The 13,187-nt window shown below is 51.7% G+C and carries 10 protein-coding genes and 4 tRNA genes; 13 read left to right on the top strand and 1 reads right to left on the bottom strand.

Annotated elements, in window-relative coordinates; translation table 11 throughout:
• Window positions 1-90: 90 nt before the first annotated feature.
• Complete coding sequence (gene mutS / locus D6029_RS20365) at window positions 91-2,652, bottom strand: DNA mismatch repair protein MutS (protein WP_120066510.1); 2,562 nt, start codon at window positions 2,650-2,652, stop codon at window positions 91-93.
• Between the two features lie 250 nt (window positions 2,653-2,902).
• On the opposite strand from mutS, the gene mltB reads away from it, so the two are divergent.
• The 13 genes from mltB to D6029_RS20295 all read left to right on the top strand — a co-directional run bounded on the left by mltB (window position 2,903) and on the right by D6029_RS20295 (window position 13,186).
• Entirely contained in the window at window positions 2,903-3,976 is a 1,074-nt protein-coding gene (gene mltB, locus D6029_RS20360; protein ID WP_120066509.1) for a lytic murein transglycosylase B, read from the top strand.
• A gap of 222 nt (window positions 3,977-4,198) precedes the next feature.
• The gene (locus D6029_RS20355; RefSeq protein WP_418230280.1) at window positions 4,199-4,927 is read left to right on the top strand and encodes a metal ABC transporter ATP-binding protein; all 729 of its coding nucleotides are present in this window, start codon (window positions 4,199-4,201) and stop codon (window positions 4,925-4,927) included.
• A complete protein-coding gene (locus tag D6029_RS20350; RefSeq protein ID WP_120066507.1) occupies window positions 4,924-5,808 on the top strand; it encodes a metal ABC transporter permease in 885 nt (294 codons plus the stop codon). The genes D6029_RS20355 and D6029_RS20350 overlap by 4 nt, the downstream gene beginning before the upstream one ends.
• Entirely contained in the window at window positions 5,805-6,683 is an 879-nt protein-coding gene (locus tag D6029_RS20345; protein ID WP_120066506.1) for a metal ABC transporter substrate-binding protein, read from the top strand. The genes D6029_RS20350 and D6029_RS20345 overlap by 4 nt, the downstream gene beginning before the upstream one ends.
• Window positions 6,684-6,813: 130 nt before the next feature.
• The gene (gene pncC / locus D6029_RS20340; RefSeq protein WP_120066505.1) at window positions 6,814-7,323 is read left to right on the top strand and encodes a nicotinamide-nucleotide amidase; all 510 of its coding nucleotides are present in this window, start codon (window positions 6,814-6,816) and stop codon (window positions 7,321-7,323) included.
• Between the two features lie 83 nt (window positions 7,324-7,406).
• Window positions 7,407-8,471: a recombinase RecA gene (recA, locus tag D6029_RS20335; RefSeq protein ID WP_120066504.1), complete on the top strand. Its 1,065-nt coding sequence runs from the start codon at window positions 7,407-7,409 to the stop codon at window positions 8,469-8,471.
• Between the two features lie 75 nt (window positions 8,472-8,546).
• On the top strand, window positions 8,547-9,047 hold the full coding sequence (locus D6029_RS20330) for a regulatory protein RecX (RefSeq protein ID WP_120066503.1): 501 nt from the start codon (window positions 8,547-8,549) through the stop codon (window positions 9,045-9,047).
• A 162-nt stretch (window positions 9,048-9,209) separates the two neighbouring features.
• Window positions 9,210-11,837, top strand: coding sequence for an alanine--tRNA ligase (gene alaS, locus D6029_RS20325; RefSeq protein WP_120066502.1), 2,628 nt, complete (start codon window positions 9,210-9,212; stop codon window positions 11,835-11,837).
• 250 nt (window positions 11,838-12,087) lie between these two features.
• Entirely contained in the window at window positions 12,088-12,273 is a 186-nt protein-coding gene (gene csrA, locus D6029_RS20320; protein WP_013574027.1) for a carbon storage regulator CsrA, read from the top strand.
• A 325-nt stretch (window positions 12,274-12,598) separates the two neighbouring features.
• Window positions 12,599-12,691 (top strand) — tRNA-Ser (locus D6029_RS20310).
• Window positions 12,692-12,695: 4 nt separating this feature from the next.
• Window positions 12,696-12,772: transfer RNA gene (locus tag D6029_RS20305), tRNA-Arg, on the top strand.
• A 198-nt stretch (window positions 12,773-12,970) separates the two neighbouring features.
• Window positions 12,971-13,047: transfer RNA gene (locus tag D6029_RS20300), tRNA-Arg, on the top strand.
• Window positions 13,048-13,109: 62 nt separating this feature from the next.
• A tRNA-Arg gene (locus D6029_RS20295) sits at window positions 13,110-13,186 on the top strand.
• The last annotated feature ends 1 nt before the right edge of the window (window position 13,187 follow it).

Here is a 13,187-nt window from a genome sequence, read left to right as displayed (position 1 = left end):
TGAACACCGGGTGAACGGAACTGCCCCACACTCACAGAGATGTGACTAAGAGACAGCCCCCTGGGGTGAAGGGCGGGATGAGGGAGAAAGTCAGACCAAACTCTTCAGCCGATAAATCCACTCCAGCGCCTGACGCGGCGACAGCGAATCCGGATCCAACGCTTCCAGCGCTTCTACCGCAGGCGAAGTTTCCTCAGCTACAGACAGCAACGACATCTGCGTACCATCGACTTGCGTGGCAGCCGTGTTATTAGAAAGCGTTTCAAGTTCACGCAGTTTCTGACGCGCACGCTTAATCACATCTTTTGGCACACCCGCCAGTGCGGCAACGGCTAAACCGTAGCTTTTGCTCGCCGCACCATCTTGCACACTGTGCATAAACGCAATGGTGTCGCCGTGTTCGATGGCATCGAGATGCACGTTCGCCACACCTTCCATTTTTTCAGGCAGCGTCGTCAGCTCAAAATAGTGTGTGGCAAACAGCGTCATCGCTTTGATGCGGTTTGCCAGGCTTTCGGCACATGCCCAGGCGAGTGACAAGCCATCATACGTGGACGTCCCACGGCCAATTTCATCCATCAGCACCAGGCTGTGTTCGGTGGCGTTATGCAGAATATTGGCGGTTTCGGTCATCTCCACCATAAAGGTCGAGCGCCCGGAAGCCAGATCATCAGCGGCACCCACACGGGTGAAAATACGGTCGATAGGGCCGATTTCTGCCTGCTGCGCCGGGACAAAACTGCCAATGTAAGCCAACAATACAATCAGCGCAGACTGACGCATGTAGGTACTTTTACCGCCCATGTTCGGGCCGGTAATAATCAGCATCCGGCGCTGCGGCGCAAGGCTCAGCGGGTTGGCGATAAACGGCTCGCTCAGCACTTGCTCAACCACCGGATGACGACCACCAACGACTTTTATCCCCGGTTTATCGCTTAACTGCGGGCAGGTGTAATTCAGGCTGTAAGCACGTTCAGCCAGGTTTACCAGCACATCAAGTTCCGCGAGAGCAGTCGCACTTTGCTGCAATGCTTCAAGGTGCGGCAACAAGGTGTCGAAGAGCTGATCGTAGAGCTGTTTTTCCAGCGCTAACGCTTTCCCTTTGGAAGTCAGAACTTTGTCTTCGTACTCTTTTAGCTCAGGGATAATGTAGCGTTCGGCGTTTTTCAACGTCTGGCGGCGCACGTAGTGAATCGGTGCGTGGTGGCTCTGGCTGCGGCTAATCTGGATGTAATAACCATGCACGCCGTTAAAACCAACTTTCAGCGTATCGAGGCCGAGTTTTTCGCGCTCGCGGATTTCGAGTTTATCGAGGTAATCCGTTGCGCCATCGGCCAGCGCGCGCCACTCGTCCAACTCTTCGTTGTAGCCTGGCGCAATTACGCCGCCATCGCGCACTAATACTGGAGGCGTTTCTACGACTGCACGTTCGAGTAATTCACGCAGCTCGGTGAACTCGCCCATGTTTTCACGCAGGGTTTGCACGTAATCCGTTGGTACATCCGCCAGCATTTCACGCAGTTCAGGCAACTGCTGGAAAGCATGGCGCATACGCGCTAAATCGCGTGGACGCGCGGTGCGCAATGCCAGGCGCGCAAGAATACGCTCGAGATCGCCAACCTGACGCAAAACGGGCTGAATTTCAGCGCTGCGCTCTTGCAGGGCGGCAATCGTCTGCTGGCGCTTCTCCAACACATCAACATTACGGATCGGCATATGCAGCCAGCGTTTCAGCATGCGGCTACCCATCGGCGTGACGGTGCAATCCAGCACTGACGCGAGCGTGTTTTCAAATCCGCCAGACAGGTTCTGGGTGATCTCGAGGTTACGGCGCGTGGCGGCATCCATAATGATGCTGTCTTGCTGGCGATCCATGGTGACGGAACGGATATGCGGCAGCGAAGTACGCTGCGTGTCTTTCACGTATTGCAGCAGACAACCGGCAGCGCATAACGCGTGATGGGCATTTTCAACGCCAAACCCGGTGAGGTCGCGGGTGCCAAATTGCATATTCATCTGCTGGCGGGCAGTAGAGATTTCAAATTCCCACAACGGTCGGCGGCGTAAACCGCGACGGCCTTCAATTAAACGCGTCTCGGCGAAGTCTTCCGCATACAGCAGTTCGGCGGGATTGGTGCGCTGAAGTTCGGCAGCCATAGTTTCGATATCTTCAGGCTCGGACAGGCGAAAACGCCCGGAGCTAATATCAAGCGTTGCATAACCAAAGCCTTTGCCGTCTTGCCAGATTGCCGCCAGCAGGTTGTCCTGGCGCTCTTGCAGCAGCGCTTCGTCACTGATGGTGCCAGGCGTGACAATACGCACCACTTTTCGCTCAACCGGGCCTTTACTAGTGGCCGGATCGCCAATCTGCTCGCAAATGGCAGCAGACTCACCCAGATTCACCAGCTTGGCTAAATAGTTTTCGATGGCGTGATGTGGCACGCCAGCCATGGGAATCGGCTCGCCCGCGGATGCACCGCGTTTAGTCAGGGAAATATCGAGTAGCTGCGACGCACGTTTTGCATCGTCATAAAACAACTCGTAAAAGTCACCCATGCGGTAGAACAATAAGATGTCGCGATGTTCTGCTTTGAGGCGCAGATACTGCTGCATCATCGGGGTATGGGCGTCGAGATTTTCCGTTGTACTCATAATGTTTTTCTTTTTAATCCATTGAATTAAAAGTTAATTGCGATTTTTTATTATTGTTAGTGGTCGCATTATCGCATGAAGGTGATGCTCCGTGAAAAGCTTCGCTATTACACCATAGAACCCTGCGATGACATATCGCCAAACGGCAGGAAAACTTCGCGTTGCCTCGCAGAGTCTGTTACTCCCGCTGTGATTTTGATTTACCATAAGGAATACACATTCGTCGTTAGTCATATGGATATCTCAACACATGCGTTACTCCGTCGCGTTACTTCCGCTTATTGTTTTGCTGGCCGCATGTAGCAGCAAACCGAAAACTGAAACTCCGCAGCAGCAAGCTGGCACGCCATCAGGCGGTTTCCTGCTGCAACCACAGCATGATGTGTTTATGCAGACGGGGGATTTTGCCAATAATCCTGAAGCTGAGAAATTCATCAATAAAATGGTGAGCAAGCACGGCTTTGATCGCCAGCAATTGCATGAAGTGCTTTCTCAGGCCAAAAGGCTGGATTACGTGTTGCGTTTAATGGACCAACAGGCTCCAACCACCGCGCCGCCTCCAGGGCCAAATGGCGCATGGTTACGTTATCGCGCTAAGTTCATCACGCCGGATAACGTGCAAAATGGTGTCGCATTCTGGAACCAATACGATGACGCGCTGAAACGCGCCTTCCAGGTTTATGGCGTGCCGCCGGAAATTATCGTCGGGATTATCGGCGTGGAAACCCGCTGGGGCCGCGTGATGGGCAAAACGCGCATTATTGATGCGCTGGCAACGTTGTCATTTGCTTATCCGCGCCGTGCGGAATATTTCTCGGGCGAACTGGAAACCTTCCTGCTGATGGCGCGTAACGAAGGTGATGATCCACTGGCATTGAAAGGATCGTTTGCCGGAGCGATGGGGTACGGCCAGTTTATGCCGTCTTCCTTTAAAGAATATGCGGTGGATTTCAACGGCGACGGTCACGTGAATTTATGGGATCCGGAAGATGCCATTGGCAGCGTAGCGAACTACTTCAAAGGCCACGGTTGGGTGAAAGGCGATTTGGTGGCGGTGCCTGCCAACGGCCAGGTTCCGGGGCTGGCGAACGGCTTCAAAACCAAATATTCAGTGTCTGCGCTGCAACAGTCGGGCCTCACGCCAACGGCTTCACTGGGGAATCATCAGGAAGCCAGTTTGTTGCGCCTGGATATGGGCGACAGATATCAATACTGGTACGGCTTGCCGAACTTCTACACCATCACCCGTTACAACCACAGCACGCATTACGCGATGGCGGTCTGGCAATTAGGGCAAGCGGTGGCGCTGGCTCGCGTTCAATAATCTCTTTCCCCGCTTTATTCTAAGGCGGGGATTTTCCTACGCGCTATCTATCGGTTTTTCCTGATCGACGATCAGGAATTTACAATGTACTCAAAGTGGTTTATGTTATGTTATAACAAATCATGATGAGTGCTTCCTGATGTCTTTATCTTCTCCGCGTACGCTTTTTTGCGCGTCTGCTTTGTTACGTGCAGGTGGCGTAATAGTCGTGCTGTGCTTCCTTTGGCTGGCCGTCCTGTGGGCGATAGCGCTGCCATGATTGAGCTACAACAAGTTGTGCTTGGCTATCAGGGCAGGGCAGTCACTTCGCCGCTTTCCGGGAAATTTTGTGCGGGCAGCATGACGGCGGTTATCGGCGCAAACGGCACTGGCAAATCCACGTTACTAAAAACGCTGTTACGGCTGCATGCGCCGGTATCAGGACGTGTTGAATATGCTCACGGAACCGCACCACGCACGGCATGGCTGCCGCAACTGGCTGATATGGATCGTCAGTTCCCGGCGACGGTTTATGATGTGGTGAGTATGGGATGCTGGCCCGCTCGTGGACTTTTCTCAAGCCTTACCCGACGCCACCGGGAGCTTGTTACGCAAGCGATAGACCGCGTTGGGCTGAGCGAGATGTACAAACAGCCAATCGAAACCCTGTCCGGCGGCCAATTTCAGCGCATGTTGTTTGCTCGCCTGCTGATTCAGGATGCTCCGCTGGTGCTGCTCGACGAGCCATTCACTGGCGTTGATGCCCAAACAACTCATTTCCTGATGGTGTTAATCCACCAGATGCACGAAGCCGGGCAAACGGTGATTACCGTATTGCACGATAACGAGCTTGTAGAGCGCTTCTTTCCTGAAGTGTTACTGCTTGGCCCTGATGCGTGTCATTGGGGGGCAACCCAACAAGTGCTTCCGCGTTACAACCCTTTGGGTCTGAATCTGGTGTTATCCGCATGATTTATCACTTTTTAATCGAACCTTTTATCGATTACGGCTTTATGCGCCGTGCGCTGGTGGCTTGTCTGGCGCTATCAATTAGCACCGCTCCGTTGGGGATTTTCCTTTTATTGCGCCGCATGAGCCTGGTGGGCGATGCGCTTTCGCATGCCATTTTACCGGGCGTTGCTGTCGGGTATTTGCTGGCGGGTATGTCGCTGGTCGCCATGGGTATCGGTGGATTTGTGGCGGGCGTGCTGGTGGCGTTAATTTCCGGCCTGGTGAGTTCACGCACCAACCTGAAAGAAGATGCCAGTTTTGCTGGATTCTACCTTGGCTCGCTGGCGCTGGGCGTAACGCTGATATCGTTGCGCGGTTCCAGCGTCGATCTGCTGCATTTGTTATTCGGCTCGATTCTGGCGGTAGACAGCCAGGCCACTCTTTTTGTGGGGGTGATTGCGAGCGTGACACTGCTTATTCTGGCCGCGTTGTATCGGGGCCTGGTGATGGAAACGTTCGACCGCAGCTTCTTGCAAGTTAATAACCGCTTCGCGCCACATTTGATACACGGCGTTTTTCTCGCGTTGCTGGTGCTAAACCTGGTCGCCGGATTTCAAATTCTCGGCACGCTGATGTCCGTCGGATTAATGATGCTGCCCGCTGTCTCGGCGCGATGCTGGGCGAAAACGCTGCCTGGCTCGATGCTGCTCGCCGTGATTTTCGGTCTGTTATCTGCCTGGCTTGGGCTGGCGTGGTCATTTGCCGCTGCATTGCCAGCAGGCCCCGCCATCGTGTTGACGGCAAGCGTGGGCTTCTTTATCTCAATACTTTTTGGTTCGCGTAGCGGGCTGGTGCGTAGCCTTTTTAAAGGCTGGATAACAACAAGCAAGGGGATTAAATGAAACGTTTTGGGATGATGATGTCATTGGTGCTGGCTTGTTCCAGCCACGCGGCGCTGGCTAAAAACCTCAATGTGGTTGCCAGTTTTACGGTGCTGGCTGATATGGCAAAACAGGTGGGCGGCGAACATGTGACGGTGAAAAGTCTGGTTGGGCCGGATGGCGACCCGCATAGCTTTGAACCTTCACCACAAGACAGCGTAGCGCTAAGTAAAGCGGACGTGGTTATTGTGAGCGGGCTGGGAATGGAAGGGTGGATGGACCGCCTGGTGAGCGCATCGGGCTACAAAGGCAAAGTCATTGTGGCGTCCGAAGGTATCGCGACGCGCAAAATGGATGAGGACGGCAAGCAAATTACTGATCCGCACGCGTGGAACAGTGCTGAAAACGGGGCTATCTACGCGCAAAACATTACCAAAGCGCTGATGGCTGCTGACCCTGAAGATGCGGCGGCGATTAATGAAAGCGGGACTGAATATGTCACGCGCCTGAAACTGCTGGATAGCTGGGCGAAAACACGCTTTGAGTCGATTCCAAAATCGCACCGCAAAGTGCTAACCAGTCACGATGCATTTGGTTATTTTGGCCAGGAATATGGTGTCACTTTCCTGGCACCGGTTGGTTTTTCAACCGAAGCTGAAGCCAGTGCCAGCGATGTGGCGGCGCTCATCAAGCAGCTTAAAGGCCAGCACATCAAAACTTACTTTATCGAGAACCAGACTGACCCGCGGCTGGTAAAACAAATTGCTACCGCCAGTGGCGCGCAGCCGGGGGGCGAACTTTATCCTGAAGCGCTTTCACCCGCTGACGGGCCAGCCAGCACTTATGAAATGGCGTTCAAGCATAATGTGGACACCATCGCTAACAGCATGAAGTGATTTAATCGGCCAGCATTCGCTGGCCGTTTTCTATATTCTGGAACCGCCTCGCGTTATCGAATGTAATCCTCTGAAAGTGCCGTTAAGTGCTATCGTGTAAGCCTGCGATATGTCTACAATCGGAGCCAACATGACAGACAAAACATTGCGTCAACTCAGTCACCAGGTCGGTGAAGCGTTGGGCCAGCTTGGTGCCACCCTCACCACGGCTGAATCCTGTACCGGCGGCTGGATTGCGAAAGTGATTACCGATGTTTCAGGCAGTTCCGCCTGGTTTGAACGCGGCTTTGTTACTTACAGTAATGAAGCAAAGCATCAAATGATTGGGGTTGATAGCGGCACACTGGAAACCCATGGCGCAGTGAGTGAAGCCGTGGTGCGTGAAATGGCGCAAGGGGCGTTGTATGCCGCCGCTGCAGATTATTCTGTTGCCGTCAGCGGGATTGCCGGGCCAAATGGCGGCAGCGCTGAAAAACCTGTTGGAACGGTGTGGTTTGGTTTTGCTTCAAAGAAAGAGGGTACGGTTGCACACCATCAATGTTTTGACGGCGACCGTGACTCAGTTCGCCGCCAGGCCACGGAATACGCACTGCAAACTCTGTGGGAAGAATTTCTCAAAAATAAGCTTGATACTGTATGACCATACAGTATAATTGGCACAACAAAACAGCATAGTAAGCAGCGTGGCGCATTCGTGTATCACCCTGCATGACAGGAGTAAAAATGGCTATCGACGAAAACAAACAGAAGGCGTTAGCGGCAGCACTTGGCCAAATTGAAAAACAATTTGGTAAAGGCTCCATCATGCGTCTGGGTGAAGACCGTACCATGGACGTGGAAACGATCTCTACCGGTTCACTTTCACTGGATATCGCTCTGGGGGCCGGTGGCCTGCCAATGGGCCGTATCGTTGAAATCTACGGGCCAGAGTCTTCTGGTAAAACGACGCTGACTTTGCAAGTTATCGCCGCCGCTCAACGTGAAGGTAAAACGTGTGCGTTTATCGATGCCGAGCACGCTCTGGATCCGGTTTACGCTAAAAAACTGGGCGTTGATATCGACAACCTGCTGTGTTCTCAGCCAGACACTGGCGAACAAGCGCTGGAAATCTGTGATGCACTGGCACGTTCAGGCGCAGTAGACGTACTGGTTGTTGACTCCGTTGCTGCACTGACGCCGAAAGCTGAAATTGAAGGCGAAATCGGTGACTCTCACATGGGCCTTGCGGCACGTATGATGAGCCAGGCAATGCGTAAACTGGCGGGTAACCTTAAGCAATCCAATACCTTGCTTATCTTCATCAACCAGATTCGTATGAAAATTGGTGTGATGTTCGGTAACCCAGAAACCACAACCGGTGGTAACGCACTGAAGTTCTACGCTTCTGTTCGTCTGGATATCCGTCGTATTGGCGCGGTGAAAGATGGCGATAACGTGGTGGGTAGTGAAACTCGCGTTAAAGTCGTTAAAAACAAAATTGCTGCACCGTTTAAACAAGCTGAATTCCAGATCATGTACGGCGAAGGTATCAACTTCTACGGCGAACTGGTTGATCTTGGCGTGAAGCATAAGCTGATTGAAAAAGCCGGTGCATGGTATAGCTATAACGGTGAGAAGATTGGCCAGGGCAAATCAAACTCCAGCAACTTCCTGAAAGAGAACAAGCCAATGGCTGTTGAAATCGAGAAGAAACTGCGCGATATGCTGCTGAACAACCCGGATGGTAAGCCAGACTTCGTCGTTGATGACCACGACAAAGATGTAGCCGAATCCAAAGAAGACTTCTAAATCCCATAAGGGCTGCTACGGCAGCCCTTGTTTATTTCTGCCTTACTGTATTTCTTCTAAAACAGGTTATCCGCTATGCCTGCTGAATCAAATTCTCGTCGTAACCCGTATTCCCGATTGCTGGATAAAGCCACTCGTATTTTGGCGATGCGCGATCACAGCGAACAAGAACTTCGCCGCAAACTGACCGCCCAACCGTCGTTCCCCGGAAAGCCCAAATCCGAAGAAGATCCGTTCACACCAGAAGATATCGACAAGGTTATTGCCTGGTGTTATGAACATCGCTGGCTGGACGACGAACTCTTTGCAACCCGCTTTATTGCCAGCCGTGGTCGCAAAGGTTATGGCCCGCAACGTATTCGCCAGGAATTGCAGAGTAAAGGTGTTGCGCGTGAAACTGGCGAAGCTGCAATGTTTAATTGTGAAATAGACTGGCAAAGCATGGCGCGTGATATTGCCGAACGAAAATTTGGTGATCCACTTCCAACAGAATGGAAAGAGCGAGCCAAAGTGCAGCGCTTTCTTCTCTACCGCGGATTCTTTATGGAAGATATCCAAAGCCTCTATTCACGGTAAATATCTAAATTTTGCCGTTTAGGGCCACGCGGGATTTTACTTCCCCGATAAGAAAACTTATCTTATTCCCACATTTTCAAGGCAACCGGTCATACAGCTAAAGTATCAAAATTGGCTATGCACGGTTTGCTAACTCCTCGTTAGCTTGATTTCAGGATAATTATGAGCAAGAGCACCGCTGAGATCCGTCAGGCGTTTCTCGATTTTTTCCATAGTAAAGGTCACCAGGTCGTAGCGAGCAGCTCCCTGGTTCCGAATAACGATCCTACTTTGCTGTTTACTAATGCCGGGATGAACCAGTTCAAGGATGTATTCCTTGGTCTCGACAAACGTAATTATTCCCGTGCCACAACGTCTCAACGTTGTGTCCGCGCCGGTGGTAAACACAACGATCTGGAAAACGTCGGTTACACCGCACGTCACCACACCTTCTTTGAAATGCTGGGTAACTTCAGCTTCGGTGACTATTTCAAACATGATGCCATCAACTACGCCTGGGAATTATTGACCGGCGAGCAGTGGTTCAATCTGCCAAAAGATCGTTTGTGGGTCACGGTATACGAGACTGACGACGAAGCGTTTGAAATCTGGGAAAAAGAAGTTGGCGTTCCACGCGAGCGTATTATTCGTATTGGCGATAATAAAGGTGGCGCTTACGCCTCTGACAACTTCTGGCAGATGGGTGACACCGGTCCTTGCGGCCCATGCACCGAGATCTTCTTTGACCATGGCGACCATATCTGGGGTGGCCCTCCGGGCAGCCCGGAAGAAGATGGCGACCGCTATATCGAGATCTGGAACCTGGTATTCATGCAGTTCAACCGTCAGCAGGATGGCACAATGCTGCCATTGCCTAAGCCGTCGGTTGATACCGGTATGGGTCTGGAGCGTATTGCTGCTGTTCTGCAACACGTTAACTCCAACTATGAAATCGACTTGTTCAGCAAATTGATTCAGTCTGTTGCCAAAGTGACTGGTGCAACCGACCTGACCAGCAAATCGCTGCGTGTTATTGCTGACCATATTCGTTCTTGCGCATTCCTGGTTGCGGATGGCGTGACGCCGTCGAACGAAGGCCGTGGCTATGTGCTGCGTCGTATCGTCCGTCGTGCAATTCGTCATGGCAACATGTTGGGCGCGAAAGAAACCTTCTTCTATAAACTGGTTGGCCCATTGGTTGAAGTCATGGGGGCGGCTGGCGAAGAGCTGCAACGTCAGCAGGCGCTGGTTGAGCAAGTTCTGAAAACCGAAGAAGAACAATTTGCTCGTACACTGGAACGTGGCCTGGCGCTGTTGGATGAAGAACTGGCTAACCTGAAAGGTGACACTCTGGATGGTGAAACCGCTTTCCGTTTGTACGACACCTACGGTTTCCCGGTCGACCTGACAGCCGATGTTTGCCGCGAACGTAACCTGAAAGTTGACGAAGCGGGCTTTGAAGCCGCGATGGAAGAACAGCGTCGTCGTGCACGTGAGTCCAGCGGTTTTGGCGCTGACTACAACAGCATGATTCGCGTTGATTCGACTTCTGAGTTTAGAGGTTACGATCACACTGATTTGACTGCAAAAGTCACCGCGCTGTTTGTGGATGGCAAACCGGTTGAGCAAATCACTGCCGGGCAAGAAGCGGTTGTGGTGCTTAACGAGACTCCATTCTATGCCGAGTCTGGCGGCCAGGTTGGCGATAAAGGCGAAATCAAGGCTAATGGCGTCGATTTCGCGGTTAACGATACGCAGAAATATGGCCAGGCAATCGGCCATCTTGGCAAGCTTGTCTCGGGCGTTGTAAAAGTGGGCGACAGCGTAAAAGCTGAAGTTGATGAAGAGCGTCGTTCACGCATTCGTCTGAACCACTCCGCGACTCACTTGCTGCATGCTGCATTACGCCAGGTTCTGGGCACTCACGTTGCGCAGAAAGGTTCTTTGGTAAATGACAAAGGCCTGCGTTTTGACTTCTCCCACTTCGAAGGGATGAAGCCATCTGAAGTGCGTGCGGTAGAAGATATCGTCAACGCCCAGATTCGTCGCAACTTGCCTATCGAAACTAACGTCATGGATTTGGAAGCGGCTAAAGCTAAAGGTGCCATGGCGCTGTTTGGTGAGAAGTATGACGACCACGTGCGTGTTCTGAGCATGGGTGATTTCTCAACCGAGCTGTGTGGCGGTATTCACGCGAGCCGTACTGGCGATATCGGCCTGTTCCGTATCGTTGCTGAATCAGGTACTGCTGCGGGCGTTCGTCGTATCGAAGCCGTGACCGGTGAAGGCGCGTTGGCAAATCTGCATGCGCAGAGCGAACAGTTGCAAGATATTGCTCAGTTGCTTAAGGGCGACAGCCAGAATCTGAATGAAAAAGTGCGTTCAGTTCTGGAACGTACTCGTCAGCTTGAGAAAGAATTGCAGCAGTTGAAAGAACAGCAGGCGGTGCAGGAGAGCGCAAACCTTTCCAGCAAAGCTGTCGATGTAAAAGGCGTGAAGCTTCTTGTGAGTGAACTCGCCAACGTTGAACCGAAAATGTTGCGTACCATGGTTGATGATCTGAAAAATCAGCTGGGCTCGGCAATCATTGTTCTGGCGACGGTTTCAGAAGGTAAAGTTTCTCTGATTGTTGGTGTATCCAAAGATGTGACCGACCGCGTGAAAGCGGGGGAGCTGATTGGCGTTATTGCACAGCAAGTTGGAGGCAAAGGGGGCGGTCGTCCAGATATGGCTCAAGCCGGTGGTACAGACACGGCAGCTTTGCCAGGTGCTCTGGCTGGTGTTGAAGCTTGGGTCTCGGCGAAGCTCTAAGTAAAAAAATAAAGTGCAGACAGGCGTCGTAACTCATTCAGGTTACGGCGCCTTCATAAATTTGCACACACTCAATAATGATAAAGTCAGGTTAAAGTTGCGTATATCGGCTAGACTTAGTCATAACAGAATGTAATGTTGTGGTAGTTGGCACTTTATGTGTTTGTCACCGCTTACCTTTTGTCGTATATGATGGAGAATGCCGGGATACAGAGAGACCCGACTCTTTTAATCTTTCAAGGAGCAAAGAATGCTGATTCTAACTCGTCGAGTTGGTGAGACCCTCATGATTGGGGATGAGGTGACCGTGACAGTACTTGGGGTAAAAGGTAACCAGGTTCGTATTGGTGTTAACGCCCCTAAGGAAGTTTCTGTTCACCGTGAAGAGATCTACCAACGTATCCAGGCTGAAAAATCGCAACAAACGAGTTACTAAAGTTACTGCGTCTCGCTAATCACTAGCGAGACGCTTCCTTTTGCAGGCTATTTTCTTCGCTTTACCTCTTCATATCTCCCGTATCTCCTGTCATTGCCATAATTTCTCACTCGCTCTAATCGCTCTCTTTTAGCCATTGCCCTTATCTTGCTTGTTGATAAAACACTCTTTTTGCCGTGAATTCGCCCGAATTGTGCGTGAAGTGTGCAATTAAAAATTAGTTGGGAAAAATTGTTTGACTTATAAGTGCGGGAAAGTAATATGTGCGCCACGCAGTGCCGATGAGCAGAAACAAGTTCAGCGGTACACCTCGAAAGAGGCGTGTGGTGAGGTGGCCGAGAGGCTGAAGGCGCTCCCCTGCTAAGGGAGTATGCGGTCAAAAGCTGCATCCGGGGTTCGAATCCCCGCCTCACCGCCATTTTGCACCCATAGCTCAGCTGGATAGAGTACTCGGCTACGAACCGAGCGGTCGGAAGTTCGAATCTTCCTGGGTGCACCATTCTTCCTACTACCACGTTGCAACGGTAGTGTTCCAAAGAAAGTTAATTTCTTTGCGAGCAACAGGGAGAGTAACGTTGCTTTTGCAACGGCCTGTAAAAGGGCGCGCACCGCGAGTAACGCTCCGGATGCACCATCTTGTTGATGTTGTTTAGAACAACAAACAGCATTAAGTCAGTAGTAAAAGAAGTAATCCTGTGCACCCATAGCTCAGCTGGATAGAGTACTCGGCTACGAACCGAGCGGTCGGAAGTTCGAATCTTCCTGGGTGCACCATTCTTTTTCGATGTTGTGGTAAGTTTAACGACATTGAATCAGCAGTAAAGCAATACCCCGATGCACCCATAGCTCAGCTGGATAGAGTACTCGGCTACGAACCGAGCGGTCGGAAGTTCGAATCTTCCTGGGTGCACCAT

The organism is Buttiauxella izardii, assembly GCF_003601925.1.
GTDB lineage: Bacteria > Pseudomonadota > Gammaproteobacteria > Enterobacterales > Enterobacteriaceae > Buttiauxella > Buttiauxella izardii.
The sequence above is the reverse complement of the archived record's forward strand: the minus strand, read 5'-3'. Positions and strand labels throughout refer to the sequence as shown.

Coding starts and splice junctions, on each gene's coding strand:
- mltB (WP_120066509.1), top strand. CDS start 2,903: ATGCGTTACTCCGTCGCGTTACTTCCGCTTATTGTTTTGCTGGCCGCA.
- D6029_RS20330 (WP_120066503.1), top strand. CDS start 8,547: ATGCCTGCTGAATCAAATTCTCGTCGTAACCCGTATTCCCGATTGCTG.
- pncC (WP_120066505.1), top strand. CDS start 6,814: ATGACAGACAAAACATTGCGTCAACTCAGTCACCAGGTCGGTGAAGCG.
- recA (WP_120066504.1), top strand. CDS start 7,407: ATGGCTATCGACGAAAACAAACAGAAGGCGTTAGCGGCAGCACTTGGC.
- D6029_RS20350 (WP_120066507.1), top strand. CDS start 4,924: ATGATTTATCACTTTTTAATCGAACCTTTTATCGATTACGGCTTTATG.
- csrA (WP_013574027.1), top strand. CDS start 12,088: ATGCTGATTCTAACTCGTCGAGTTGGTGAGACCCTCATGATTGGGGAT.
- alaS (WP_120066502.1), top strand. CDS start 9,210: ATGAGCAAGAGCACCGCTGAGATCCGTCAGGCGTTTCTCGATTTTTTC.
- D6029_RS20345 (WP_120066506.1), top strand. CDS start 5,805: ATGAAACGTTTTGGGATGATGATGTCATTGGTGCTGGCTTGTTCCAGC.
- mutS (WP_120066510.1), bottom strand. CDS start 2,652: ATGAGTACAACGGAAAATCTCGACGCCCATACCCCGATGATGCAGCAG.